The organism is Streptomyces dengpaensis (assembly GCF_002946835.1).
GTDB classification, from domain to species: Bacteria; Actinomycetota; Actinomycetes; order Streptomycetales; family Streptomycetaceae; genus Streptomyces; species Streptomyces dengpaensis.
Map to the genome: position 1 here is coordinate 4,587,042 of NZ_CP026652.1, position 23,411 is coordinate 4,610,452.

The window sequence follows — 23,411 nt, forward strand, 5'->3', positions numbered from 1 at the left end:
TGTGCCCTCAGAAAAGCGGGGCTTTCGGGGCAGGCTGCGCCGCCGCGAGGAAGAAGCCCAGCTCAGGCGCCGTCCGCGCCTGCCCCGATCCGGTTTCAAGTTCGGGGCGCTGCCCCGGTTTTTTCGGGGCAGCGCCCACCCCGACCGTCTGCGCTCCCTGCGAACCCCGCGACTCCGCGAGCCGAGGTGACCGTCATGTCTGATACGCCCGAGACGTTCAAGCCCCGTCCGTACCAGACGGAGGCGATCAACGCCCTCACCACCCGGTGGGCGACGAGCGCCAGCAACCGGCTCGCCGTCGTCCTCCCAACCGGCGCCGGCAAAACCGTCGTCTTCTCCAACCTCATCCTCGAACACCTTGTCGTCCTCGCGGCCCGTGGCGAGCGGGCCCTGGTCATCGCCCACCGCGAAGAACTCCTCACCCAGGCCGCCGACAAGATCAAGGCCGTTGCCCCCGCGCTCCGGGTCGGCATCGTGAAGGCCGCCCGCAACGAGCATCAGGACGTGGACGTCGTCGTCGCCTCCATCCAGACCCTCGCGGTCGAACGACGGCGCCAGGCCATCCAGGACATCGGCATGGTCATCGTCGACGAATGCCACCACGCGGCGGCCCGCTCGTACATGACGGTGCTGGAGCACTTCGGCGCCTGGCGCGGAATCCCGGTGGCCGGGTTCACCGCGACGATGACCCGCGCGGACGGCGGCCTGGCCGACGTCTGGGACGAGGTCGTCTTCACCCTCGACATCCTGGAGATGATCGAGGACGGCTACCTGTGCGACGTCCGCGGCAAACGCATCACTGTGCCGGGTCTCAACCTCGACAAGGTCAAGACCCGCAACGGCGACCTGCAGGAAGGCCAGCTCGGGCAGGCTCTGGACGACTCGGGCGCTGCCGAGGTCGTAGCGGAGGCGTACCGGCTGCACGCCGGCGACCGGCCCGGCGTGGTCTTCGCCCCGACGGTTGCCACCGCCCAGTCCATGGCCGACGCCTTCAACGACGTGGGCATCCCGGCCGCCGCCATCTGGGGCGATATGCCCAGGGAGGCGCGGCAGACCGCTCTCAAGTGGTACGAGACCGGTGAGGTGCAGGTCCTCACGAACTGCATGGTCTTGACCGAGGGCTTCGATGCCCCGTGGACATCGTGCGTGGTCATCGCCCGCCCGACCAAGTCAGCAGGCCTGTACTGCCAGATGGCCGGGCGCGCGTTGCGTCTGTCCCCTGAGACCGGCAAGAAGGACGCGCTGATCCTCGACGTGGTGGGCGCCTCGACCCGCCACAACCTCGCCTCCATCGTCGACCTCACCGGCCGCGACGTCGTCATGCAGGGCGAGGAACAGACGCTCCGAGAGGCAGTCCGCGAGACCGAGGAGAAGGTGAAGCGGCAGGTCGACCTGTCACGGATCCAGGTCGAGGAGATCGACCTGTTCCACGGATCCTCGGTCCGCTGGCTCAAGACGGACTCGGGCGTGTGGTTCATACCGGTCGCCGACTCGCTCTTCGTCTTCCTGGTCCGTAACCCCGTCGACCGCACGTACTGGCTGCGCCGCTTCGACACCAGCAACGGGATCGTCGGGCCGAAGCATGACGTGCCGCTGCCCCTGGCGGACGCCAAGGCGTGGCTGGAGCAGCAGGCCCGAGCCATGGGCAGCCGGTGGCTTGCCACCCGCTCGGCGCCGTGGCGCAGCAAGCCGGCCAGCGTCAAGCAGCTCAACTTCTGCCGGGTCAAGGGCATCTCGGTGCCGTCGGGCAGCACCGCCGGTGAGGTCTCGGACCTGCAGGCCGTGCACCAGTTCACGACGATCCTCAACCGACTCAACGTCATGGCCGCGGCGTGAAGGGAGATCCGGTGCAGCACGACTTCAGCCGTGGGGACATCCCCATGGTTGCCAGGTCCCACGAGGACCTCGCAAACGACAGGGTGACGTCCGGTCACTCTGTGGGGCAGAGCCCCACGGTTCCTCGGGTGATCGGCCTCGACCTGTCCCTCACCTGCACCGGCGTGGCCGGGGAGGGCTGGACCGACATCATCCGGCCCCGGACCGGGCTCCGCGGTCACCCGCGGCTCGCCTTCATCGTCGACCAGGTCGCCATCCATATCCGCAACGCCGACCTGGTGGTCATCGAAGGGCCGTCGTTCGGCGGCGGGGTCGCACACCGGCACGAAGACCTCGCCGGGCTCCGCGTCATGGTCCGGCACGCCTGCTGGCGCCGCGGCATCCCCTACGCGATCGTCCCGCCGTCCTGCCGTGCCCTATACGCCACCGGCAAGGGCTCCGGCTCCAAGGGTGCCGTCAGGGACGCCGTGCGCGAGCGGTACGGCGTCGACTGCGACGGGCCCGGCCGGTACGACCAGGCCGACGCCTACGTTCTGCTCGCAATGGGCCTGCACCACAAGGGATGGCCGCTCGCCGTCGTCCCAGACACTCACCGGCGCGGTCTCGACGGCTGCCAGTGGCCTGACACGGAAGGACTCGCAGCATGACACCCAACGAGGTCCAGATGCTCATCGTCGGCGCCGCCCTCGGCGCGCAGAGCATGAACCTGCTTCACATGTACTGGGGGTGGCGCGACGGACAGCGTGCCGATGCGGCCGCCCGCCGGCAGGCCCGCATCCTCGGCGCCGACCAGTTCCACAGCAGCCTCCGCCTGTACCGGCTGCAGCACGGGAGCCCGGCGTGAACGCGCAGGAGTGGGCTGCCCGGATCCAGGGGGTGATCCGGGCGGCCGCGGCCGACGGCTACGAGGCCTGGATCGACGACGAGTTCGAAGGCCAGCGCATCGAGGTCCGCATCGGCAAGTCCGACGACGACGCCCTGATCCTGGAGTGGAACGCATGAACCAGTGCGCGTGCGGCCGCGACCTGGAGGCCGGGTTCCTGTGCGCGGGGGATGCGACCGCGCTCGCCCGCCGTCTCGACCGGATGAGCACGCTCTGGGACGTCCTGGAAGGCTTCCTCGCCCCGAGCGGTACGGCGGGCGGCGAGCGGGTCTCAGCGGGCCACGCAGGCTCGCGGGCGCCCGTCAATGAGGTGGTGCTGGACTTGCGCACCGTGGAGGTCGTGAAGACCCTCGAGTCGTGGCGGGAGTATGCGGCCGAGTGGCGCGGCTGGAGCCGGCCTGCGGTCGGCGGGGACGTCCGGCACCGCATCGTCGCCGCGGCCCGCAACCTGTCCATGAACCTGGACTGGCTGGTGACCGAGTTTCCGCCGGTCGTCGATATGGCGGTCGAGGTGCGGGAGTTGGAGCGCAGCGTGCTGTCGGTCGTCGGCGCGCTCCCGGAGCGCGGGCGACGGATCGGGCAGTGCGTCGCCGTCGACAGCTCGGGCGTGGTGTGCGGGGCGACGATCCGTCACCAGCGTGGCCAGACGCGGCTGGTGTGCGACTGGTGCGGGACTTCCTACGGGCCGGAGGACTTCCTCACCCTCGCACGACTTCAGCCTGACGAGGCGGCGTGAATAGCTTGACCGTCATAAGCACCCCTGCTTATATTTGTGGTCAGGCAGTCACCTCCGGTACGAGGAGGGACGTGACTACATGGAGAGCACGGCACGACGAGGCCGTCCGCAAGCAAGAGGCCGCACAGCAGGCCTACCAGGAAGCCACCGACGAACGGGCCAGAGCCCTACTCGCTGGCGTCGATGAACTCGGCAGCCAGACCGCCGTCGCCAAGGAGCTCGGCGTGAAGACTCCGAGCGTCAACCAGGCCATCCGCGCCTACCAACGCAAGACCAGCCAGAAATAGCTTCCGTACCGGCGAACGAAAGCTATTGGGGCTCCACAACTGAAGACGGCCCAAGGCCGGGATTGCCGTCCCGGCCAAGGGCCTGACCGAGAAGTCCTACCTGACTAGACCAGGAGGAGATCCGGCTATGGCCGATCTTTCCATGCCCGCTGCCCAGATCAGCAGCCTCCCCGTCGACGAGCCCCTGTACGGGGCTGCCGCCGACCGCATCCGCGACCAGCTCGCCGAGCCCAGCGACCTCGCCGTCGCCATCCGCATCGCCCAGCTGCTGCTCGCCGAACACGAGCACGTGGACCCCGGCGACATCCTCGCCCTCAACCACGCCCACCAGGTCCTCCGCGAGTCCCTGCGCATCCTGCTGCGCGCCATCGGCGCCGAGGCGGTCGACGAGCAGGATGCCGAGACCTACGTAGCCCCGTCGCCCAGCTGCACGCGCTGCTACGGGGCCGATGCGGTGAGGTTCGTTGCCCAGGGCGGCGCCACGGCGCCGTGCCCCGTCTGCGGCCCGTCGGAGGTCGAGCCGTCTGGCAAAAATCTGCCAGTCGCCGAGCAGGCGGCCGTCCGCCGCTCCGTCGACGACCAGTTCCCCGCCGTCGCCGCGTTCCTCGCCACCGAGCGAGGTGAGCAGCAGTGACCTCCTACGACCCGCTGCACGGCCCCGGCGAGGAGCCCCCGTTCCCGGCATCCCTCGACGGCGAACTGAAGCTCACCCGCGAATACCTCGACAAGGTCGCCACCGCCAACATCCACGACCACAACGCAATGCTGCGCGCCGCGACCGGCCTCAACTACCGAATCCGCTCCCTCGTCGCAGCCCTCGACGCCGAACGGGGTGAGCGCCGGTGAGCACCGAGCCCCGCACCGCGACCGTCAACGTCCTCGTCACCAAGCCCCTCGAGATCGAGGAGCCCGACTGGTGCGCCGGCGCCCACGACCGCGCCCAGTTCCGGCCCGACATCATCCACAACGGACCCGAGACCGTAGCCACCTTCGACACCAGCCTCGGCACCATCCAGTACATGCGCGCCTGGATCTCCCACGCCCCCTACGGTGACCTCGCCCCCGAGCCGCTGCCCATCATCGCCGTGGAGATCGGCGGCGACGCCCTATCCGTCGACCCCGACGGCCTCCGCGCGTTCGTCGCCACCACCCGCGCCCACCTCGACGCCCTCGACCACCTCGCCGACGAGGCCGAGCGCATCCGCGGAGGTGGCCAGTGACCACCCGCCGCCTCACCAAGGGGCAGACCGTCGTCCTCGGCGCCGCCGCCCTCGTCATGGTCGCCGTCGGCGCGGCCGGCGCCATCGGCACCTTCTCCAACGTCGTCTCCGAGTTCCACCGCAAGGCCACCGCCATCGGCGTCGTCGCCGCAGGCGAAGGCCTCACCCTCATCCTCGCCCTCACCATGCTCGGCCTCACCATGCTCGGCCAGCCCTCACCCACGTGGGTACGCGGCGGACTGTGGCTCGCCCCGCTCGCCGCCTGCCTCACCGGCCTGTCCCTCGCGAGCAGCGTCACCGAGGCCGCCGTGTACGGCATGACCCCGCTGGCCATGTCGGGCGCCGCCGAGGGCCTCGGCCTCATCGCCCGCCGCATCGTCATCTACCGCACCGGCGTGGACGCTGAGGCGCAGCGCCGCAACGCGGACGCCGTGCAGCAGCTCGCCTACCAGCGGGCCGTCTCCGAGGGCCACCCCGACGAGAAAGCGCGGCAGGCCGCACTGCGCAAGAGCTGGAGCCTGGCCAAGGTGGTCGGCCGAGGCGACCAGGTCCTCGGCGCCGAGCTGGTCGACGTGCAGCGCGTCCGGCTCCGCGCGGGAGCTGATGCGGCCCTCGCATCCATGTACGGCGGACAGACCGACAGCCCGTCGGTCAGTCCCGTCGAACGGCCCCGACAGGTCTCCGCGACCGAGGTGCTGCGCGAGCGGTTCGCCGACATGGACCCGGCGGATGCGATCCGTCTCGCAGCTGATGCGCGACCTGATGCGCCCCCCGCCGAACTCGCCGCGCTCCTGGGCACCTACGGCGTGCCAGTCGACCCTGTCGCGGTCGCCCTGGTCCTCGGCCACCGGGCACCGGAGTACGAGGCGCATCGACCTGATACGGCTGATGCGCCACAGGTCAGAGAGCTGGAACCGCTCGACATGGCGGGCGCCGTAGCCGAGGCCGCATCGGTCCTCGGGGCGAGCGCATCACCCAGGGACATCGCCGACCACATCGCCCAACATCGGCGCCTGGTCGTCACCGAGCCGTACATCCGCACCGCCCTGTCCCGAGCCGCGAAGAAGACCGAGATGGAAGGTGGATACGCATGATGCGCATCCTGTTCGGCATCGTCCTCGCGATCCTCGTCGCCGTCCCCCCGCTCTTCGGCATCGTCCTGGCCATCGCCACCACGGTCGCCTCGCAGCCCCCGGTCCTCGCGTTCGCCGCCGGCGTCATCCTCTGGCCGCGCATCACCCGCCGCGTCCGGAGGTGGGTGAAGTGACCGAGCCCGTACAGCAGCAGATCGGCTACGACCTCGCCGGAAACCCCATGTACGCCCCGCCCGTCCAGTACGGCGCGGCCCCCGTGGCCCAGCAGGCCACGCAGCCGTTGCAGCCCATCAAGGCGCACCCGTGGGGCGCATACATCGCGGGCGGCTGCCTCGGCGTCCTCGCCCTGACCGTGCTCGCCATCGCCATCGCGTTCGTCGTCTTCGGCTTCGCGATCCTCGCCGCCGTCCTCGCCCTGGCAGTGGTCGCCCTCACGATCTGCATCCTCGTGCTCCGCAGCATGTGGACCGACTACCGGAAAGGCCGCTGACCATGGCGTTCACCAACAAGGACCCGCACAGCCTCGGCGAGATCCTCCGCGTCGTCGCCCTCGGCGCCCGCATCGACCGCCGACAGGCCCGCGGCAAGGGCACCAAGGCCCTGGAGAACCGGGTCACCCGCATCCGCGAGCAGGCGCAGAAGCGCGAGGACGGCAAGCGCAAGAAGTAGATCCATCCCGGGGACGGCGTCCTACCGCCAAGCAGCCGCCGTCCCCGGGCCCTGCAGTTCCGTCACGAAATACGTCACGAAACCCGGAGCCCCAAGCATGACAGTCACCATGATCAAGACGCCACAGGACGCCGAGGACGCGCCCGGCACCGAGGCGTCCTCGACGCGTCCCGAACGCCGCCGAGCTCGCTACCGGCGCATCGCCCGCGCCGCCCTCCAGGACGAACGCGTCCGCACCGCAGGACGCCTCACCGTCCGCCACGGCGCCTACGTCCTCGGCGGGACACGCGTCGTAGGACGCCGCATCTGGGACGGCCGCACCGCGTCCCGCTACGAGCGGATGATCCGCGCCGCCGAAGCCGCAGGCCTCCTCGAAGAGGTCAAGGAATGGGAAGCCCGCGGCCAGAACTACCGCGCCGCCCGGCACAGGCGGCGCATGGAACTCCTACAGTTCGCCCTCAACGCACCCAAGGCCATCGGCGCCGGCGCCGTCGGCGGCGCCGGAATCCTGCTCCTGATCGGCATCCTGCTCGCCTGGGCCAACCACGACATCACCGACGTCGCAGCCCCCTTCGAGACCGTCGCCGACCTCGTCCGATGGGTGTCCATCATCGTCGGCGTCATCTGGGGCCCCGCCCTCGCCCTCGCCCCCTGGATCGGCCTCGCCGCCGTATGGGCCATCGGCCAGCACCGCCACACCGCCCCCCAGTGGGCGCTGCCCGTCAGCGCCCGCGACCTCGGCGCCCCCATCACCGCGTCCATCGTCGTCGTCGCCTTCCGCGACCTGGGGATTTCCGCCCTGCGCAAGGCCATCGACGACATGGGTGACGTCGGCGCCGGCATGCTCTCCCCCATCGCCATCGCCGGATGCGGCGTCGAGGTCGACGTCCACCTGCCCTCCGGTGTCTCCACCGAAGAGATCCAGAACAAGCGCCGCAAGCTCGCCGAGAACCTCAACCGGCACGAACACGAGGTGTTCATCACCATCCCGCCGCAGCCCCGCACGGTGCGCCTGTGGATCGCCGACTCGGGCGCCCTCGACGAGCCCATCGGCGCCTCGCCCCTCGTCCTCGACCAGGACGCCACCGCGGACTACTACACCGGCAGCGCGCCGTGGGGGCAGAACCTGCGCGGCGACGCTGTGGGTGTCTCCGTCAAGCAGCGGCACATCCTGCTGACGGGCCTGTCCAACCAGGGCAAGACCGCCGCCCTGCGCGCCCTCGCCCTGTGGCTGGCCCTCGACGAGACCGTCGACTTCTACATCGCCGACCTCAAGGGTGTTGGCGACTGGCGAGGCTTCGACGGGCTCGCCGAGGTCCTCATCCAGGGCCCGACCGACGAGCACGTAGCCCAGGCCACCGACATGGTCGAATGGGCTGTCGACGAGATGCAGAAGCGCATCGCCCTGCTGGAAGAGTCCGGCGCCACCGACGGAGTCACCCGCGAGATGGCCCGCACCGACAAGCGGTTCCGGCCCGTCGTCCTCATCGTCGACGAGGCCCAAGTCGCCTACGGCTGCGGCGCCAAGAGCCCTGATGGGCGCCCCTACGGCGGCAGCAAGGCCACCAGCCGCTACTTCCAGGCCGTCAAGCGCATCCACGACCAGGGCCGCGCCGTCAACGTCACCATCTGGGAAGGCACCCAGGACCCGACCGACGAGAACCTGCCCAAGCGGTCCCGCGAGGGCAACCACATCCGCGGCTCGCTGGTCCTCGGCACCGAGTCCCAGGCCAAGATGGCCCTCGGCGAAGCCCCGGTGGACGCCGGCGCCGCCCCGCACAAGCTCCGTCGCGGCCTCGACAAGGGCACGCTGGTCGTGGCTGGCGAGGGCATCCCGATGGAGGCCGGGCAGGCCTCCGTGACCGTGCGGACGCACTTCATCTCCGGTGAGGACGCCGTCACGCTCACCGACCGGGCCAAGGCCCGCCGCGCGAACGTCGCTACCGTCCACAAGCTGGAGGTCGTCCAGCCCGTCGACCACCTCGCCGACCTCGCCGCCGTCGTCGGCCGTGAATCCCGCGTCCGCACCACCGAGGTCATCCACCGCCTCAAGACCCGCAACCACGCTGTGTACGAGCACTGGAACGGCGCCCGTCTCAAGGCCCTGCTGGCCGAGTACGGAGAGGAGCCCGGCACCCTCGACGGCTACCCCGTCGTGAAGCTGGAGAGCGTCGAGAGGGCCCTCGAACGGCGCGCGGAAGAGCTCGCAGAGGTTCAGTGACCCGGCAGTGGGCAGTGACTTTCCACTTCCAAGGTCACTGCCCTGCCTCACTGGCCTTGATCAGCGCAAACGGCAGTCAAGTGAGGCAGTGGGGCCGCATCCTGGGACCCTCAAGTGCCCCCGGAAACGGCCTCTCTGGCGTCCACCACAAGGTCACTCACTGCCGCATCATGGGCATCGAGTAGCCCGCTCACCAGTGCACCAGTCAGCGATAGGAACAGCTCATGAAGGACAGCACCACCCCGGCCAAGCCGCGTGCGCACACCCCGCTCTGGCAGATCAAGCCGAACGGCAGGGACGCGGTACGCGCCGCAGGCCGAGTGACAGACATCCCCGGCCGCCGGCCCGCCAAGCCGATCACCTTCGACTCCGCGCTGTAGCCGCCATGGAGTCGCAGATCACCCCACCCGGCTGCCTCACCGCCCGTGACGTCCAACGTGCCCTGGGCATTACCCCCGGCGCCCTCCGCAACCTTGTCTACCGAGGCCACTTCACCCGCGCTGGCGGCACCGAACGTCACCCCTGGTACGCCGTCAAGGACGTCGCCGCCTACGCCGCCAAACGCGCCGAACGCCAGACCGCTTGACCGCAGGTCAGACGGTGTGTGACGATCTCGGTGAACACCTGTGCCCTCAACCAGCACAGAGCGGCATGCTCCCCGGGAGATACCCAGGACACCTGACGGTGACGGTCGCCGCTCACACACTCACGACGAAGCCCCAGTCACGGTTCCCCCGGCTGGGGCTTCGCCGTGTCACAGGACAGCCACAGCGCCTTCACTGGTCCCCCACATGGCGCATGATGTCCCCTCAGCAACCACGTTCCAGGGGGGAACCATGCGCATCCGCACGACGCTCGGCGCGCTCACCGCCGCAGCACTCCTCACGCTCACCGCCTGCGAGAGCACCAGCGACAGCAGCTCCAACAAGCCGGACACCGCTGCCGAGGACACCACGGAGACGGACGCGCCCGGCAGCGACGCCGGCGCCGCCGAGGCAGAAGCGGAGACCGCGACGCTGCCCGACCTCGCCGGCCAGGACCTCCAGGCCGCCCAAGACGAGGCACAAGCCGCCGGGTTCTACGTCCTCGACGACCAGGACGCCAGCGGCCAGAACCGCCTGCAGGTCATGGACCGCAACTGGACCGTGTGCAGCCAGGAACCCGCGCCCGGCACGCACCCCACGGACACGCCCGTAACCCTCTTCGCGGTCAAGGACGACGAGACCTGCTGACGTCCCACAGACGCACGACGACGCCCCGACCGCACAGGCCCTGGTCGGGGCGTCGTCGCGTCCAGACGTCCACTGCCCGACGATCGGACACATGGAGGTGGCCATGCTCGCGTACACCCCGCACGACGTGCGGATCACATCCGAGATCCGAGCCCTCCCACCGCAAGACGGGTGGGCCTGCTACGAGCGGACCGGCCAAGCAACCCTCATCTGCAGCTGCGGACATAGCGACGGACCGATGCCCAGCCCGCTGGCCGTGATGCTGGCCAAGCTTCACATCCATGGCATCGCGTAAGGCCCTCCAGGTCTGCCCGACCCCAGGCTGCCCCACGCTTACCCCTGGGGGACGTTGCGAGGCCTGCCAGCGAAGGGCCGGCCGACAGCGCACCAGCGCGGCCGCCAAGGGCTATGACGCCCGATGGGCACGCACCAGAGCCGCCTACCTCCGAGCCCACCCCCTATGCGAGTGCGACGAGGACGAGGCCCTGCCCCCACTCCTGCGGCCCCGAGCCACCGAGGTCAACCACCGCGACGGACTCGGACCGTTGGGACCACGCGGCCACGACTGGACCAACCTGCAGGCCATGACCAAGGCCCACCACTCACGCGAGACCGCACGACACCAGCCCGGAGGCTGGAACGACCGCGCAGAGTGCCCATGATGCATCGTTGCAGGTCAGAGCCTATGTGATGGGCATCGTTGCAGGTCAGAGGGGTGGGGGGTGACCCCTGGCCGGTAGGGGGCCCGGAACGCCGGGGAGGGCTCTCGGAGGTCCGTCGGGTTCAAAGGGTCCCCTCCGTCACGCAAGGTGACGGCATTCGAGGCTGCGCAACGCAGCGCCGAAGGAGTGATCGAAATGCCCCGTGGTGGAGCGCGCGCAGTGTCCGGTCCGCCGCCGGACCCGAGGTCTCTGCGCAGTACGAAGTCTCTCGACAAGGGCGGGTGGCGGACGCTGCCGGCCGAAGGGCGCGAGGGCGCACTGCCTGAGTGGCCGCTGACCGAGGCCGCGCCGCGCGAGCTGGATCTGTGGGAGGAGCTGTGGGCGAAGCCGCAGGCGACGGCCTGGGAGGACATGGGCCAGGAGCTGGAGGTGGCGCTGTTCGTTCGGACGCTGGCCGAGGCCGAGCGCGCGGACGCCCGGGTGGACGTCAAGAAGATGGTGCGCGGCTATCTCGACAGCCTCGGTCTGAGCGTGGCGGGGATGAACCGCAACCGGTGGAAGATCGCCCCGGTGGTCGAGGTGCCGGAAGCCGAGACGGCCGGCCCGGAGCCCGCTGCGCGGCGCCCGTCGGCTCGTGACCGCCTGAAGGTCGTGCCCAGTGGCGAAGGGGCCTGACCCCGGAGCCGAGTTCGTCGTCGACTTCCCCACTCTGTGGATCGTTCCGGACTGGATTGAGGAACACTGCCCTGTCCCGGACGGCTTCCGTGTGGGTGAGCGCATGGAGCTGTACCCGTGGCAGCTGTGGTGCACGGTCAACCACTACCGGGTGAAGCCGGGGGCGCTCGTCGGCCAGTTGGCGCCGGCGTTCCACTACCGCCGTAGCCAGGTCGTCGCTCCGCAGAAGACGGGAAAGGGTCCGTGGTCGGCGACGATCGTCCTGGCCGAGGCGGCGGGGCCGGTCGTCTTCGACGGGTGGGCCAAGGGCGGCGAGCGGTACCGCTGCTCGGACCATGGCTGCGGCTGCGGGTGGTGGTACCAGTACGAGCCCGGCGAGCCGATGGGCGTGCCGTGGCCGACGCCGCTGATCCAGTTGACGGCCACCTCCGAGGACCAGGTCGCCAACGTCTACCGGCCGCTGCGGTCGATGGTGAAGCGCGGTCCGCTCGCCGAGATCATGCAGTCGGGCGAGGAGTTCACGCGGGTCGGCGACGACGGCCGGATCGACGTGGTGACCTCGAGCGCGTTGTCCCGGCTGGGTAACCCGATCATCTTCGCCATGCAAGACGAGACCGGCCTGTACAACGCGACGAACAAACTGCGGAAGGTCGCCGAGACGCAGCGGCGCGGCGCGGCCGGTATGGGCGGCCGGTCGATGGAGACGACGAACGGGTGGGATCCGTCGGAGAACTCGGTGGCGCAGACAACGTCCGAGGCGAAAGCCCGGGACATCTTCCGCTACCACCCGCAGGCGCCCAAGTCGTTGTCGTACAAGGACAAGCGGCAGCGCCGGAAGATCCACGCCGCCGTGTACGCGGGTTCGTCTCACGTGGATCTCGACGCGATCGAGGCCGAGGCCGCCGAGATCATGGAGAAGGACCCGGCGCAGGCTGAGCGCTTCTTCGGTAACCGGTGCGTGGCGGGTTCCGCGGGCTGGCTGGACGGCACGAAGTGGGCGGCCAAGGCCAAGCCGCGCCGGGTGCGGCCGATGACGCGGATCGTCCTGGGGTTCGACGGCTCCGACATGGACGACTGGACGGCGATCCGCGCCGAGACGATGGACGGCTACCAGTTCACCCCGCTGTACGGGGGCAACGATGAGCCGACCATCTGGAACCCCGCCGACTATGGCGGGCAGGTCCCGCGCGCGGAGGTGCGCGCGGCGATGGACCAGCTGATGAACCGCTACGACGTCGTGCGGCTGTACGCGGACCCGCCCTACTGGGACACGGAGGTCGACGAGTGGGTGGACCAGTACGGCGAGGAGCGCGTCATCCGCTGGTACACGCGCCGCATGGTGCAGATGTACGCCGCGGCGGAGCGGCTGAAGACGGACGTGGTGAAGCGGAACACGGCGGAGGGCTCGCGCGCGGCCGCGTTCACGCACGACGGCTGCGAGCTCACGCAGGCGCACGTGCAGAACACCCGGCAGGCCGAGCGGCCGTCCGGGCTGTACGTGCTGCGCAAGGCGAGCCCCGCTCAGAAGATCGACATCGCTGTGGCGTCCGTGCTGGCGCACGAGGCGCTCGGCGACGTGATCGCGGCGGGCCTGGCCGACCCGGAAGTGTCCTACTACTACGGCGGATGAGGAGGGCGTATGGCCACCGTGGGCGAGGCCCTCGAGCTGGTCGCTCTGCTGGAGTCGGAACTGATCCGCCGCCGCAGCGACATCGACAAGCACAACAACTACTACCGGGGTAAGCACCCGCTGCGCTTCGCGAGTGAGGAGTTCGCGAAGTTCCACGGTGAGCGCTACCGCGACTTCTCCGACAACTGGGTTCAGGTCGTCGGCGACAGCCCCATCGAGCGCATGGCGGTGACTGGCTTCCAGGCCTCCGGCGAGGTCAAGGCGGACAAGGATCTGTGGGAGGTGTGGCAGGTCAACGGCCTGGACGCCGACTCGCAGTTGGGGTTCCTCGGCAGCGTGCTGTCGGGCCGCTCGTTCGTGCTGGTGTGGGGCAACCCGGACGACGAGGAGATGCCTGTCGTCACGTTCGAGGATGCTAGCCAGTGCATCGTGGCCTACGAGCCCGGCTCCCGCCGCAACCGCCGGGCCGCCCTCAAGCGCTGGCAGGACGGCAACCAGGACTTCGCCACCCTGTACCTGCCGCACGAGGTGTGGAAGTTCTCGCGCCCGCTGTCGCGGCAGGACAAGTCTCCACAGATGGCGGACGTCGACGAGGCGATGCGCTTGTGGGTGCCGCCGGGCGAGCAGCGCCGACGCCGTGCCTGGGACCCCAGGGAGATCGAGAACGAGCCGAACCCCCAGCCCAACCCCATGGGTGTGGTGCCGATGGTGGAGTTGCCGAACAAGCCGATGCTGGTCGACGAGCCGATCAGCGACGTTGCCGGCGTCGTCGCGATGCAGGACGCGATCAACCTTCTGTGGGCGCAGCTGTTCACCGCCTCCGATGCCGCGTCGTTCCCGCAGCGCGTGATCATGGGCGCCGAGCGGCCGGTGATCCCCAAGCTGAACGCCGCCGGGGAAATCGTCGGCAAGCAGGTCGTCGACCTGGACAAGTTCCAGGTCGACCGGGTCGCGTGGATCACCGGCAAGGACGCCCGGATCGCCGAGTGGACCGCCGCCAACCTGGCCATGTACACGGGCGTGATGGAGGTCGCCGTCGGGCACCTCGCCGCGCAGACGCGCACCCCGCAGCACTACCTGATCGGGAAGATGGCCAACCTCGCCGAGGGCGCGCTGCTGGCCGCCGAGACCGGTCTGGTCAAGCGGGTCGACGAGAAGAAACTGTGGAGCGGCCAGGGCCTGCGGGAAGTCGCGCGGCTGATCGCGCTCGCCCGCGACGAGAACGACAAGGCCAAGGCGATGCGCGCCGGTACGGTCCTGTGGGCGGACTCCGAGTCCCGGTCCTACGCGCAGCTGGCGGACGCGCTGGTGAAGCTGAAGGACATCGGCTTCCCCTTCGAGTGGCTGGCCCTGCGCTACGGCCTGACACCGACTGAGGTGGCGGACGTGGTGGCGCTGCGCGAGCGCGAGGCCGAGATGGACCCGGTCGCCGCCGCGGCCGCGCTGATCGCCCGGCGCGAGCCCGCTCCCGAACCCGGGGGCGGGCCCGGATTTGAGGACGAGCCCGAACCGGCTGAGGACGTCGCATGACGGTGCCGGCCGCCGCCCGGCAGCACCAGGAGGAGCGCGCGGCACAAGGCAAGGCGACGGCGGCCGCCGTGCGGGCTCTGTGGTCCGGCATCGACCCGGAGGACCTCGAGCGGTCCTGGCTGACCCGGGCGGCACTGGCCGCCGAGCTGATCCGCACCGGCCAGCTGGCGGCGGCAGCCTCAGCGGAACCGTGGCTGGCCCGTGAGATCGGTCCCGGCGAGGGCGCGGTGGATCCCGAGGCGGCCGTCGCGGCGACTGGGGACCTGGCCGTGCCGCTGCTGTATCCGCTGCTGATCGCCCTCAACCGGCTGCGCCGCGGGTTCTCGACCACCCTGTCGATCCTGTCGGGGGCGGCGTTCCTGGAGATGGTGACCCGCTCGCTGATCGCTGATGCGGGCCGGATTGCAGACATGGCGGGAATGATCGCCCGCCCGCGCGTGGTGTCCTACGTGCGGGTGGTGGAGCTGCCCGCGTGCGCGCGCTGCATCATCCTCGCCGGCCGCGAGTACACGCTGTCCGAGGGGTTCCTGCGGCATCCGCGCTGTGACTGCACTCTCGCCCCCAAACGGCCCGGCGACGGCTGGAAACCGGTGATGCCTGAGGCGCTGTTCGCGCAGATGGACGAGGGCCAGCAGCGCCGCGCGTTCGGCGCGGCCGCCGTGAAGGCGATCGCCGACGGCGCGGACATCGGCCAGGTCGTCAACGCACGGCGCGGCATGACCACCGTCACCCGCTACGGCCGCACCGTGAAGGCCACCACCGAAGGCGTCACCCGACGCGGCCTGCACGGCTCGCGGCAGGCGAAGTTCCAGAAGATCGCGGGCAACCGCTACGCCACGGCCAAGACGCCGCGGCTGATGCCGGAGGAGATCTACCGGCTGGCCGACGACCGCGAGCACGCCATCCGGCTACTGCGCCGCAACGGCTATCTGTTCTGACCGCGCGCAACGCCCGGTCCCCTTCACCCGCAATGGGAGAGATCACGATGAGCAGCCACACCCTGCCCCGCCGTGCCCGCCTCGGTGTCCCGGGCTGGTCCCACCCGTATGGCATCGACCCTTCGGTCTTCTACGCGGACGCGGGCGACGGCAAGGACGACGCCGCCGGAGACCAGGACGACGACGGCAAGGACGACGCCGACGACGACCAGGACGACGAGGCGGGCGCCGGAGATGACGACGGCGCCGACGACGACAGCGACGCGGACCCCGACGGCGCCGACAAGCTCGGCGACCCCGGCAAGCGGGCCCTTGCCTCCATGAAGGGCAAGTGGCGCAGCGAGCGCGACAAGCGCCGTGAGGCCGAGCGGAAGCTCGCAGAGAAGACCACTGCCGGCAATGACGATGCGGTGTCCAAGGCGACCGAGGCCGCAACGGCCGCAGCCAACACCCGCATCCTCAAGGCCGAGATCCGCGCCGCGGCCAAGGGCCGCCTCGCGGACCCCAAGGACGCGCTGACGTTCCTCGACCTCTCGGCATTCGAGGTGGACGCGGACGGTGCGGTCGACGAGGACGAGATCGCCGACGCGATCGAGGACCTCGTCAAGAACAAGCCCTACCTGGCAGCCGCAAAGGCGACGAGGTTCCAGGGCACTGGCGACGGCGGAGCAGCGCGCAAGGCGTCCCGGCCCAAGCAGCTCGGAGAGAAAGACCTCAAGAACATGAGCGCCGAGGCGATCGTGAAGGCCCAGGACGCGGGCCAGCTCGACGAGTACCTCGGCGCCGGCTGACCCAAGGAGGGCCCACGTGGCTATCACCCGTTTCCGGCCGGAAGTCTGGAGTGCGCGACTGCTCGTCGCCACCAAGACCCGGCTCGTCTACGCCCAGCCGGGCGTCGTCAACCGCGACTACGAGGGCGAGATCGCCGAGTCCGGCGACACCGTCCGCATCACGTCGATCTCCGACCCGACGATCGGCACCTACACCCCGAACTCCACGGTCATCACCCCCGAGGAGCTCACCGACGCACAGCGCACGCTGCTCATCGACCAGTCGAAGTACTTCGCCTTCAAGGTCGATGACGTCGACAAGCGGCAGGCCAAGGGCTCCGTCATGCCCGAGGCGATGAACCGGGCCGCCTACGGCCTGGCCAAGGTCGCCGACTCGGTCGTGGCGAACCTCTACACGCAGGCTGCGGCCGCGAACCAGCTCGGCACCGTCGCTGTCACCACGGCGGATCTGGCCTACACCCAGCTGCGGCTGCTGAAGCTGAAGCTGGACGAGACGGACGTGCCCGACGAGGGCCGCTACGTGGTCGGGCCCCCGTGGTTCTTCTCCCTGCTGCTGGAGAACAACAAGTTCCTCGACGCCGCCGCGTCCGGGACCACGGAGCCGCTGCGCAACGGCTTCATCGGCCGCGCGCTGGGCTTCAACCTGGCGCAGTCCAACCAGGCCCCGAACCCCACCGGCGACGACTTCGTCGTGCAGGCCGGCGTGCCCGAGGCCATCTCCTACGCGGAGCAGATCAACAAGACCGAGGCGTACCGGCCGGAGTCCTCGTTCTCGGACGCCATCAAGGGCCTGCACCTGTACGGCGCCAAGGTCATCCGCCCTACCTACATTGCGACGCTCCTCGCCTCCAAGACTCCCTGATAGGAGAACTGACTGATGGCACGTACCGCTGTCGCGTACAGCAATCTCGTTCCGAACGGCAACATCGCGGACACCGCGCTGACGGCCGTCGCGACCAACGCCGGGGTCGGCAACGGCCACGTCATCCCGACGGCCGGCCCGAACTCCAAGGCTGTTCCGGAGCTGACCGTCCTTCGGGTAGTCGCTGGGGCCACCGGCGGCAACGTCACCGTCAAGGCTGGCAGCAACCCGCCCGCGCTCGCGGCCGGGCAGGGCGATCTGGTCGTCGCGGTGGCGAACTCCGCTACCCAGTGGATCGGCCCCTTCGAGTCCGGGCGGTTCCTGCAGTCCGACGGCTCGATCCTGGTGGACATCGCCACGGGCTTCGTCGCTGGGACGATCACCGCCTTCCGAGTCCCGAGGAACACCTGACATGGCCGAGACCGAGACCATCTACGTCCTCGGTGAGGGCGGCGGCGTCCACGCCATGGACGTGCCGCTACCCGAGCCGATCCAGGACCGCCTCACCCGGGGCCTGCTGCGCCGGGTCAACAAGGACGGCTCGCCCTACCAGGGCACCGCCACCGGCGAGGACACCCGCGCGGGAGCGAAGGACGGCGACGATCCGGCCCACCCGCCGTCGCCGGACGGCCGACCCGCGCAGTCCGCACCGAAGTCCGAGTGGATCGGCTACGTCGTCCGGCTCGGCAAGCTGTCGGCCGAGGACGCGGCGAACTACACCAAGGCCGACCTGATCGACCTGGCGAGCTGAGGGGAGGCCACCGTGGCACTGCAACCGTTGGCGACGGTGGCCGACCTTGAGGCCCGCGGCCTCACCATCGCCCCCGAAGAGGTCGCCATCGTGGGCACCTACCTGCAGGAGGCCTCGGCCGCCGTCCGGGAGGCGGCCGGCGTGCCGATCAGCCAGACCGCCTCCACCGTCGATCTGGAGGGCCCGGACGATTCGCAGTGGCTGACACTGCCCGGGCCGCCCATCCAGTCCGTCTCGGTCGTCGAGATCGACGGTCAGGCGGTCACGGACTGGCGGCTGCGCTCGCACCGGCTGTGGCGGGCGGGCGGCTGGTCGTCCGGCGACGCGCCCACCGAGGTCACCGTTACCCAGATTCACGGCCTGCCCACCGTGCCCGAGGACCTTGTGGGCCTGGTGTGCCGGATCGCGGCGGCGGTCCTGGTCGCCTACCGGTCGCAACCCGGCGGCGAGGGCCTGGCCGCCAAGGACATCCGTTCCGAACGGATCGGGGACTACTCGGTGCAGTACGGCGACGGCGGCCGCATCACCGAGATCGAGCTGCCCGACTATCTGCGCGAGCAGTTGGCCGCCCGGTTCGGCGGCGGCGTCGCAGTGCTGAGGTCGCGGTGAGCCGCGTCGGACGCCTGCTGAACACGTCGGTGCCGGTGTGGCGGGCGGTCACCGTCGACGACGGCGGGGGCGGCCAGGAAACCACCTGGGTGCAGATCGGCACCCCGCGCGCCCGCCGCTCGCAGCCGACCGCCAGGGAGCGGCAGGCAGCCGACCAAGCCGAGTCCCGCCTCGATGAAACCTGGTACTTCCACCCCGGCACGGACGTGCGCCGCGGCGACGAACTGCGGCCCCCCGGCCGGGTGGTGGAGGTGTTCGCCACCTTCGACCCGTCCGAGCCCGGCACCTACCTGCGAGCGGACTGCACCGTCCGCCAGCCCACAGTCGAAAGCTGAGGTATCCCTCATGGCCATCCTGTCCGCTCAGAAGCTGCCGCTCGGCGGCCTGCAGCCCACCTACGCCAGCGCCGCGGGCGGTGGCGACCAGGCCCCGGTCGGGGAGAAGCTGGTGTTGCACGTCCGCAACGGCGACACCACCTCCAAGACCGTCACGCTCGCCACCCCGGGCACGGTCGGCGATCTCGCTGTGGCTGACGCTCAGCAGGTGATCCCGGCCTCCGGGTCGGCGTTCATCCCGCTGAAGGCGGCCGCGTTCCGCGACCCGCTGACCGGCCGCGCCGCGATCACCTACAGTGCGGTCACCGCGGTCACCGTCGCTGTCCTGCAGCTGCCCTGACCCATGGCCCGCCGCATCCGTCTGGACGGGCTGCGCGGGGCCCTGCGCGCGATCGAGCGGGTGCCCGAGGCGATGCGTGAGGCCCGCAACGAGACGCTCAACGAGTGGGCCGACAACGTCCAGGGCAGCGCCGAGGACCGGGTGCCGCGCGACAAGGGCAACCTGTGGCAGGCCCTCGACCACCGAGTGAACGAGCACTTCGGGCGCGCCGAGGTCGGCGTGTGGGACCCGGCCGAGCTGGAGTACGCCATGTACGTGGAGAAGGGCACCAGCTCGATGGACGATCAGCCCTATCTCGTGCCCGCTTTCAACGAGCACCGGCGTGAAGTCCCGCGCACCTACAGGGCTGCGTTCCGCCGGCACATGGGCGGGGGCGCGTCGTGACGGCCGCGCTGTGGCCGCTGCAGCAGGCGGTCTACGCCAAGTTGACCGGGCACGCCCCGCTCATAGCCCTCGTGTCCGGCGTGTACGACGAGGTCCCCGAGGACGCCGCGCACCCCTATGTGACGCTCGGTTCGATCACCGAGGACGTCGACGACGCCCACAATCAGCGGGGCCTCGAGGCGTCGGTGGTGCTGCATGTGTGGTCGAAGTACCGCGGCTTCAAGGAGGCCGCGACCATCCTCGCCGCCCTCGATACCGCGCTGGACCGGCAGCCATTGCCGGTGGCCGGCTTCAAGGACGTCTCGGTCGCGCACCAGCAGCACACCGAGGTGCGCGATCCGGACCCCGACATCAGGCATATCAACGTCAGCTATCGCGTGTGGCTGACCAAGTCGTAAAGGAGACAGGCCCGTGTCAGGGATCGACGCTTTTGGGACCCAGCTGCAGCGCGGTGACGGTGCCACCCCGACGGAGACGTTCACGGCGATCGCGAACGTCACCGACATCACCCCGCCCGGAATCGAGCGGGAGACCTACGACGTCACCGCGCATGACAGTGAGGATGCGTGGCGGGAGTTCATCGGCGGTCTGAAGGACGGTGGGGAGGTCGAGATTGAGCTCAACTACGACCCGCGTGAGCACGACGGTCTGGTCGCCGACTTCGGCGACGCCAATCCCCGCAACTACAAGGTCGTGTGGCCGGGCACGCTCGGCGAGTGGGCGTTCAAGGCGATCCTGACGAACTTCGAGCCCGAGGCCCCGCACGACGACAAGCTGGCTGCCAGCGCGACGTTCAAGGTGTCCGGCAAGCCGACCATCACCACCGGAGCATGAACGTGACGTACCTGTCAGCAGAGCAGATCCTCGGCGCCGACGACCTCAAGTACGAGGACGTCGAGGTGCCCGAGTGGGGCGGAACGGTGCGGGTGCGGGAGATGCCCGGCACCGAGCGCGACAAGTTCGAGGCGCAGTTCGTCGGCAAGGACGGGGCCAGCGTGCGCGCCGAGGGTCTGGAGGGCTTCCGTGCCCGGCTGGCTGCGGCGACCATCGTGGACGCCGAGGGCAAGCAGCTGTTCCGGTCGGCGGCCGAGGTGAAGCGGCTCGGCGAGAAGTCGGCGGCCGCGTTGCAGCGGGTGTGCGACGTCGCCACCCGGCTGTCGCGGATGAGCGAGGACGACGTCCAGGACCTCGCGGGAAACTGAGGGCGCGGCCACAGCGGCAGTTCTACTTCCGCCTGGCCGCGCACCTCGGGGGCATGACCGTGCGGGAGCTGCTGGCCCGTATCTCGTCCAGCGAGCTGGCCGAGTGGCGGGCGTTCGAGCAGCTGACCGGCCCGCTCGGCGGCGCGCGCGGCGACGTCCAGGCCGCGCTCATCGCGTCCGTCATCGCCGGCGCCAACCGCGGCAAGGGCCAGCGGGCACCGAAGGTGTCCGACTTCATGCCGCGCTGGGACCGGACCAAGGTCCGTAAGAGTCCCGAGGATCTGTTCCGTCAGGCGGAGATGGCGAATGCCGCGCTCGGCGGCAGCTTCAACACCACAACCGCATAGCGACCTGAGGGGGGTGATGGCTGGTGGCCACGCTCGCCTCGATGACGGTACGGCTGGGCATCGACACCGACGCCCTGCGCGAGGGCGCCGACCGCGCCAAGGGTGTCCTGGGGGGTCTCGGCAAGGCTGTGGCCGGGCTTGGTGTTGGTGTGCCCGTGGCGGCCGCGGTGGCGGCCGGTGTGGGCGGCATGGCTGCGGCGTTCGCGTCCGCCGGAGTGGCTGCGAAAGCCTTCCAGCTGGCGGTCGGTCCGCAGATGCAGTCCGTGTCCGAGGCGGCGACGCTCGCCGAGGAAGCGGAGAAGGCGGCCGCGGCAGGCGCGGAGGACGCCGCGGAGAAGCAGAAGGCGTACACGGACGCCCTGGCTGCGATGCCTCCGCACACGCGGGCGATGGCCAAGGAGTTCATCGGGCTGAAGAAGGACTACAGCCAGTGGTCCGACTCGCTGTCGTCCTCGACGATGCCGGTGTTCACCCAGGGCCTGCAGGTGATCCGGCGGCTGCTGCCGCTGCTGACCCCGTTCGTCAAGGAAGCGTCGAAGGCGTTCGGCGCGTTCGTCGACGAGATCGACCGCAGTACCCAGGGCAAGGGCTTGCAGGCGTTTGCCGATTCCATGTCGAAGGTTGCCGGGCAGAACCTGAAGTCGTTCCTGTTCGGGCTGAAGAACATTGCGGTGGGTATCGGCGGTGTGATCAAGGCGTTCCTGCCGATGTCGGATCAGATGTCCGGCGGGTTCGAGGAGTCCACCGCGGCGTTCGCCAAGTGGGGGCAGGGCCTTTCCGAGTCGGAGGGGTTCGCTCAGTTCATCGACCTCGCCAAGCAAGGCGCGGCGATGCTCGGCACGTTCGCGTCGGCGGCGCTGAAACTGGCCGTGGCGCTGGCGCCGCTGATCGGTGTCACCGCCGTCATCGCCATGCATCTGGCCGAGTTCATCAACTCCCTGCCGCCCGAGGTGGTGCAGGCGCTGGCCTACGCGATCCTCGGTGCGGTCGTTGCTTTCAAGACGTTCAGCGCCGCATCGAAGGCGGTCGATGCCGCCTCCGACCTGATGAATTCCCGTCTGGGTCTGGTGGCCCGGCGCTGGCTGTCCACTGCGGCGACCAGTATCAAGTCCGGTCTGCGGATTGCCGCGTCGGCGACCGCGACGGCCGCGCGTACCGCGGGTGCGTGGGCGGCCGCTGCTGCGCGCGCGACCGCGACCTGGCTGGCGACCATCATCCGTGTCGCCGCGGTCACCGTTGCACGGTTCGCCATGATGGCGGCCCGGGCGACGGCGTGGGCGCTGCGCATGGCCGCGTCGTGGATCATCGCGATGGGTCCGATCGGCTGGATCATCCTCGCGGTCATCGGCCTGGTCGCGCTGATCATCATCTACTGGGACCAGATCAAGGCGGCGACGCTCGCTGCTTGGGACTGGATCGTCGGCAAGCTGGTCAGTGCCAAGGACGGCATCCTGGCGGCGATCGGGTTCCTCGGGCAGATCCCGGGCTGGATCGGCGGCTGGTTCGACCTGGCCAAGAACTGGGCCATTGCGAAGGCGCTCGCCCTGGTCAACTGGGTCAAGGGCCTGCCGGGACGCCTCGCCGGCGCCCTGTCCAGCCTGCTCGGCATCCTGCGCCAACGCGCCACTTCGTCCTTCCAGGCGATGCGGGATGCGGCCGTGCAGAAGGCCACCGCGCTGGTGTCGTGGGTGAGGGGCCTGCCCCGGCGGATCGCCAACGGCATCGGGTCCCTGACCGGGCTCCTGGTCGGCAAGGGCAAGGACGTGGTGCGCGGTCTGTGGAACGGCATCAAGTCCATGGGGTCCTGGCTGCGGTCCACGCTGATCGGCTGGGCCAAGGACTTGATTCCCGGCCCGATCGCCAAGGCGCTCGGTATCTCCAGCCCTTCCAAGGTGTTGGCGAAGGAGGTCGGCCGGTGGATCCCGCCCGGCATCGTGCAGGGCGCCGAGGACGAGGTACCGGCTCTGGACCGGGCGATGCGCGGCCTGGTCGACGTGCCCGGCCTGAGCGCCGTCAACCACGGCCGCCGCGCCCAACTGGCCGACCCGCTCGGTGGGCTGCGCATCGAGCTGGCCGGTCCGGAGGACTTCAAGCGGATCATCCGCCGCATCGTGCAGACCAACGGCCGCGGCGGCGACGTGCAGACCCTTTTCGGAACCAAGTAAGGAGGCTGCGCT

General features: G+C 70.0%; 35 protein-coding genes. All 35 read left to right on the forward strand.

The window, feature by feature from the left end:
- The first annotated feature begins 195 nt into the window (after window positions 1–195).
- The 35 genes from C4B68_RS21215 (at window position 196) to C4B68_RS21365 (ending at window position 23,399) form a co-directional block, all read left to right on the forward strand.
- Window positions 196–1,836 carry a DEAD/DEAH box helicase gene (locus C4B68_RS21215; protein WP_240634423.1) on the forward strand — a complete coding sequence of 547 codons (1,641 nt, stop codon included), beginning with the start codon at window positions 196–198 and terminating at the stop codon, window positions 1,834–1,836.
- Between the two features lie 128 nt (window positions 1,837–1,964).
- Complete coding sequence (locus C4B68_RS21220) at window positions 1,965–2,483, forward strand: hypothetical protein (protein ID WP_240634424.1); 519 nt, start codon at window positions 1,965–1,967, stop codon at window positions 2,481–2,483.
- Window positions 2,480–2,680 (forward strand): hypothetical protein, encoded by a 201-nt coding sequence (locus C4B68_RS21225; RefSeq protein WP_099505352.1) that lies wholly within the window; start codon window positions 2,480–2,482, stop codon window positions 2,678–2,680. Before C4B68_RS21220 ends, C4B68_RS21225 begins: the two co-directional genes overlap by 4 nt.
- A complete protein-coding gene (locus tag C4B68_RS42000; RefSeq protein ID WP_167459130.1) occupies window positions 2,677–2,838 on the forward strand; it encodes a hypothetical protein in 162 nt (53 codons plus the stop codon). Before C4B68_RS21225 ends, C4B68_RS42000 begins: the two co-directional genes overlap by 4 nt.
- Window positions 2,835–3,455, forward strand: a complete 621-nt coding sequence (locus C4B68_RS21230) for a hypothetical protein (RefSeq protein ID WP_099505351.1) — start codon at window positions 2,835–2,837, stop codon at window positions 3,453–3,455. Before C4B68_RS42000 ends, C4B68_RS21230 begins: the two co-directional genes overlap by 4 nt.
- Window positions 3,456–3,526: 71 nt before the next feature.
- On the forward strand, window positions 3,527–3,742 hold the full coding sequence (locus C4B68_RS21235) for a helix-turn-helix domain-containing protein (RefSeq protein ID WP_099505350.1): 216 nt from the start codon (window positions 3,527–3,529) through the stop codon (window positions 3,740–3,742).
- Window positions 3,743–3,869: 127 nt separating this feature from the next.
- The gene (locus tag C4B68_RS21240; RefSeq protein WP_099505349.1) at window positions 3,870–4,376 is read left to right on the forward strand and encodes a hypothetical protein; all 507 of its coding nucleotides are present in this window, start codon (window positions 3,870–3,872) and stop codon (window positions 4,374–4,376) included.
- A complete protein-coding gene (locus C4B68_RS21245; RefSeq protein WP_099505348.1) occupies window positions 4,373–4,588 on the forward strand; it encodes a hypothetical protein in 216 nt (71 codons plus the stop codon). The genes C4B68_RS21240 and C4B68_RS21245 overlap by 4 nt, the downstream gene beginning before the upstream one ends.
- A complete protein-coding gene (locus C4B68_RS21250; protein WP_099505347.1) occupies window positions 4,585–4,962 on the forward strand; it encodes a DUF6907 domain-containing protein in 378 nt (125 codons plus the stop codon). Before C4B68_RS21245 ends, C4B68_RS21250 begins: the two co-directional genes overlap by 4 nt.
- Window positions 4,959–6,056, forward strand: coding sequence for a hypothetical protein (locus C4B68_RS21255; protein WP_104880005.1), 1,098 nt, complete (start codon window positions 4,959–4,961; stop codon window positions 6,054–6,056). The genes C4B68_RS21250 and C4B68_RS21255 overlap by 4 nt, the downstream gene beginning before the upstream one ends.
- Window positions 6,053–6,229 (forward strand): hypothetical protein, encoded by a 177-nt coding sequence (locus C4B68_RS42005; protein WP_167459131.1) that lies wholly within the window; start codon window positions 6,053–6,055, stop codon window positions 6,227–6,229. The genes C4B68_RS21255 and C4B68_RS42005 overlap by 4 nt, the downstream gene beginning before the upstream one ends.
- Window positions 6,226–6,546, forward strand: a complete 321-nt coding sequence (locus C4B68_RS21260) for a hypothetical protein (RefSeq protein ID WP_099506072.1) — start codon at window positions 6,226–6,228, stop codon at window positions 6,544–6,546. The genes C4B68_RS42005 and C4B68_RS21260 overlap by 4 nt, the downstream gene beginning before the upstream one ends.
- A 2-nt stretch (window positions 6,547–6,548) precedes the next feature.
- Complete coding sequence (locus tag C4B68_RS42010; protein WP_167459132.1) at window positions 6,549–6,725, forward strand: hypothetical protein; 177 nt, start codon at window positions 6,549–6,551, stop codon at window positions 6,723–6,725.
- Window positions 6,726–6,822: 97 nt separating this feature from the next.
- A complete protein-coding gene (locus C4B68_RS21265; RefSeq protein ID WP_099506071.1) occupies window positions 6,823–8,946 on the forward strand; it encodes an FtsK/SpoIIIE domain-containing protein in 2,124 nt (707 codons plus the stop codon).
- 224 nt (window positions 8,947–9,170) lie between these two features.
- The gene (locus C4B68_RS42015; RefSeq protein ID WP_167459133.1) at window positions 9,171–9,326 is read left to right on the forward strand and encodes a hypothetical protein; all 156 of its coding nucleotides are present in this window, start codon (window positions 9,171–9,173) and stop codon (window positions 9,324–9,326) included.
- A 5-nt stretch (window positions 9,327–9,331) separates the two neighbouring features.
- Window positions 9,332–9,532, forward strand: coding sequence for a hypothetical protein (locus C4B68_RS21270; RefSeq protein ID WP_099506070.1), 201 nt, complete (start codon window positions 9,332–9,334; stop codon window positions 9,530–9,532).
- Between the two features lie 250 nt (window positions 9,533–9,782).
- A complete protein-coding gene (locus tag C4B68_RS43405; RefSeq protein WP_240634425.1) occupies window positions 9,783–10,178 on the forward strand; it encodes a PASTA domain-containing protein in 396 nt (131 codons plus the stop codon).
- A 91-nt stretch (window positions 10,179–10,269) separates the two neighbouring features.
- Window positions 10,270–10,473 (forward strand): hypothetical protein, encoded by a 204-nt coding sequence (locus tag C4B68_RS21280; RefSeq protein ID WP_099506069.1) that lies wholly within the window; start codon window positions 10,270–10,272, stop codon window positions 10,471–10,473.
- Between the two features lie 562 nt (window positions 10,474–11,035).
- Window positions 11,036–11,515 (forward strand): hypothetical protein, encoded by a 480-nt coding sequence (locus tag C4B68_RS21285; protein WP_240634426.1) that lies wholly within the window; start codon window positions 11,036–11,038, stop codon window positions 11,513–11,515.
- Window positions 11,499–13,145: a hypothetical protein gene (locus tag C4B68_RS21290; protein WP_099506068.1), complete on the forward strand. Its 1,647-nt coding sequence runs from the start codon at window positions 11,499–11,501 to the stop codon at window positions 13,143–13,145. Before C4B68_RS21285 ends, C4B68_RS21290 begins: the two co-directional genes overlap by 17 nt.
- 9 nt (window positions 13,146–13,154) lie before the next feature.
- On the forward strand, window positions 13,155–14,675 hold the full coding sequence (locus tag C4B68_RS21295) for a phage portal protein (RefSeq protein WP_099506067.1): 1,521 nt from the start codon (window positions 13,155–13,157) through the stop codon (window positions 14,673–14,675).
- A complete protein-coding gene (locus C4B68_RS21300) occupies window positions 14,672–15,613 on the forward strand; it encodes a VG15 protein (RefSeq protein WP_099506066.1) in 942 nt (313 codons plus the stop codon). Before C4B68_RS21295 ends, C4B68_RS21300 begins: the two co-directional genes overlap by 4 nt.
- A 47-nt stretch (window positions 15,614–15,660) precedes the next feature.
- On the forward strand, window positions 15,661–16,404 hold the full coding sequence (locus C4B68_RS21305) for a hypothetical protein (RefSeq protein WP_099506065.1): 744 nt from the start codon (window positions 15,661–15,663) through the stop codon (window positions 16,402–16,404).
- A gap of 16 nt (window positions 16,405–16,420) precedes the next feature.
- Complete coding sequence (locus tag C4B68_RS21310; RefSeq protein WP_099506064.1) at window positions 16,421–17,266, forward strand: phage major capsid protein; 846 nt, start codon at window positions 16,421–16,423, stop codon at window positions 17,264–17,266.
- A 15-nt stretch (window positions 17,267–17,281) separates the two neighbouring features.
- Window positions 17,282–17,677: a hypothetical protein gene (locus C4B68_RS21315; protein WP_099506063.1), complete on the forward strand. Its 396-nt coding sequence runs from the start codon at window positions 17,282–17,284 to the stop codon at window positions 17,675–17,677.
- Between the two features lies 1 nt (window position 17,678).
- Window positions 17,679–18,017, forward strand: a complete 339-nt coding sequence (locus C4B68_RS21320) for a hypothetical protein (protein WP_099506062.1) — start codon at window positions 17,679–17,681, stop codon at window positions 18,015–18,017.
- A 12-nt stretch (window positions 18,018–18,029) separates the two neighbouring features.
- On the forward strand, window positions 18,030–18,626 hold the full coding sequence (locus C4B68_RS21325; RefSeq protein WP_099506061.1) for a head-tail connector protein: 597 nt from the start codon (window positions 18,030–18,032) through the stop codon (window positions 18,624–18,626).
- Complete coding sequence (locus C4B68_RS21330) at window positions 18,623–18,961, forward strand: phage head completion protein (RefSeq protein WP_099506060.1); 339 nt, start codon at window positions 18,623–18,625, stop codon at window positions 18,959–18,961. The genes C4B68_RS21325 and C4B68_RS21330 overlap by 4 nt, the downstream gene beginning before the upstream one ends.
- 10 nt (window positions 18,962–18,971) lie before the next feature.
- A complete protein-coding gene (locus C4B68_RS21335) occupies window positions 18,972–19,301 on the forward strand; it encodes a hypothetical protein (protein ID WP_099506059.1) in 330 nt (109 codons plus the stop codon).
- Window positions 19,302–19,304: 3 nt separating this feature from the next.
- Window positions 19,305–19,685 carry an HK97-gp10 family putative phage morphogenesis protein gene (locus tag C4B68_RS21340; protein WP_099506058.1) on the forward strand — a complete coding sequence of 127 codons (381 nt, stop codon included), beginning with the start codon at window positions 19,305–19,307 and terminating at the stop codon, window positions 19,683–19,685.
- Window positions 19,682–20,083: a DUF3168 domain-containing protein gene (locus C4B68_RS21345; RefSeq protein WP_099506057.1), complete on the forward strand. Its 402-nt coding sequence runs from the start codon at window positions 19,682–19,684 to the stop codon at window positions 20,081–20,083. The genes C4B68_RS21340 and C4B68_RS21345 overlap by 4 nt, the downstream gene beginning before the upstream one ends.
- Window positions 20,084–20,096: 13 nt before the next feature.
- Window positions 20,097–20,519, forward strand: coding sequence for a phage tail tube protein (locus tag C4B68_RS21350; RefSeq protein ID WP_099506056.1), 423 nt, complete (start codon window positions 20,097–20,099; stop codon window positions 20,517–20,519).
- Window positions 20,516–20,887, forward strand: a complete 372-nt coding sequence (locus tag C4B68_RS21355) for a hypothetical protein (RefSeq protein WP_099506055.1) — start codon at window positions 20,516–20,518, stop codon at window positions 20,885–20,887. Before C4B68_RS21350 ends, C4B68_RS21355 begins: the two co-directional genes overlap by 4 nt.
- A 53-nt stretch (window positions 20,888–20,940) precedes the next feature.
- A complete protein-coding gene (locus tag C4B68_RS21360; RefSeq protein ID WP_099506054.1) occupies window positions 20,941–21,234 on the forward strand; it encodes a phage tail assembly protein T in 294 nt (97 codons plus the stop codon).
- Window positions 21,235–21,275: 41 nt separating this feature from the next.
- Window positions 21,276–23,399: a phage tail family protein gene (locus C4B68_RS21365; RefSeq protein ID WP_146119954.1), complete on the forward strand. Its 2,124-nt coding sequence runs from the start codon at window positions 21,276–21,278 to the stop codon at window positions 23,397–23,399.
- Window positions 23,400–23,411: the final 12 nt, after the last annotated feature.

What these genes read in the sequence shown, in the direction of transcription:
- C4B68_RS21340 (WP_099506058.1), top strand. Translation starts at nt 19,305, where the DNA reads ATGGCCCGCCGCATCCGTCTGGACGGGCTGCGCGGGGCCCTGCGCGCG.
- C4B68_RS21265 (WP_099506071.1), top strand. Translation starts at nt 6,823, where the DNA reads ATGACAGTCACCATGATCAAGACGCCACAGGACGCCGAGGACGCGCCC.
- C4B68_RS21225 (WP_099505352.1), top strand. Translation starts at nt 2,480, where the DNA reads ATGACACCCAACGAGGTCCAGATGCTCATCGTCGGCGCCGCCCTCGGC.
- C4B68_RS21320 (WP_099506062.1), top strand. Translation starts at nt 17,679, where the DNA reads ATGGCCGAGACCGAGACCATCTACGTCCTCGGTGAGGGCGGCGGCGTC.
- C4B68_RS42010 (WP_167459132.1), top strand. Translation starts at nt 6,549, where the DNA reads ATGGCGTTCACCAACAAGGACCCGCACAGCCTCGGCGAGATCCTCCGC.
- C4B68_RS21300 (WP_099506066.1), top strand. Translation starts at nt 14,672, where the DNA reads ATGACGGTGCCGGCCGCCGCCCGGCAGCACCAGGAGGAGCGCGCGGCA.
- C4B68_RS21285 (WP_240634426.1), top strand. Translation starts at nt 11,036, where the DNA reads ATGCCCCGTGGTGGAGCGCGCGCAGTGTCCGGTCCGCCGCCGGACCCG.
- C4B68_RS21315 (WP_099506063.1), top strand. Translation starts at nt 17,282, where the DNA reads ATGGCACGTACCGCTGTCGCGTACAGCAATCTCGTTCCGAACGGCAAC.
- C4B68_RS21295 (WP_099506067.1), top strand. Translation starts at nt 13,155, where the DNA reads ATGGCCACCGTGGGCGAGGCCCTCGAGCTGGTCGCTCTGCTGGAGTCG.
- C4B68_RS21355 (WP_099506055.1), top strand. Translation starts at nt 20,516, where the DNA reads ATGAACGTGACGTACCTGTCAGCAGAGCAGATCCTCGGCGCCGACGAC.
- C4B68_RS43405 (WP_240634425.1), top strand. Translation starts at nt 9,783, where the DNA reads ATGCGCATCCGCACGACGCTCGGCGCGCTCACCGCCGCAGCACTCCTC.
- C4B68_RS42015 (WP_167459133.1), top strand. Translation starts at nt 9,171, where the DNA reads ATGAAGGACAGCACCACCCCGGCCAAGCCGCGTGCGCACACCCCGCTC.
- C4B68_RS21215 (WP_240634423.1), top strand. Translation starts at nt 196, where the DNA reads ATGTCTGATACGCCCGAGACGTTCAAGCCCCGTCCGTACCAGACGGAG.
- C4B68_RS42005 (WP_167459131.1), top strand. Translation starts at nt 6,053, where the DNA reads ATGATGCGCATCCTGTTCGGCATCGTCCTCGCGATCCTCGTCGCCGTC.
- C4B68_RS21240 (WP_099505349.1), top strand. Translation starts at nt 3,870, where the DNA reads ATGGCCGATCTTTCCATGCCCGCTGCCCAGATCAGCAGCCTCCCCGTC.
- C4B68_RS21365 (WP_146119954.1), top strand. Translation starts at nt 21,276, where the DNA reads ATGACGGTACGGCTGGGCATCGACACCGACGCCCTGCGCGAGGGCGCC.
- C4B68_RS21230 (WP_099505351.1), top strand. Translation starts at nt 2,835, where the DNA reads ATGAACCAGTGCGCGTGCGGCCGCGACCTGGAGGCCGGGTTCCTGTGC.
- C4B68_RS21280 (WP_099506069.1), top strand. Translation starts at nt 10,270, where the DNA reads ATGGAGGTGGCCATGCTCGCGTACACCCCGCACGACGTGCGGATCACA.
- C4B68_RS21335 (WP_099506059.1), top strand. Translation starts at nt 18,972, where the DNA reads ATGGCCATCCTGTCCGCTCAGAAGCTGCCGCTCGGCGGCCTGCAGCCC.
- C4B68_RS21305 (WP_099506065.1), top strand. Translation starts at nt 15,661, where the DNA reads ATGAGCAGCCACACCCTGCCCCGCCGTGCCCGCCTCGGTGTCCCGGGC.
- C4B68_RS21360 (WP_099506054.1), top strand. Translation starts at nt 20,941, where the DNA reads ATGACCGTGCGGGAGCTGCTGGCCCGTATCTCGTCCAGCGAGCTGGCC.
- C4B68_RS21270 (WP_099506070.1), top strand. Translation starts at nt 9,332, where the DNA reads ATGGAGTCGCAGATCACCCCACCCGGCTGCCTCACCGCCCGTGACGTC.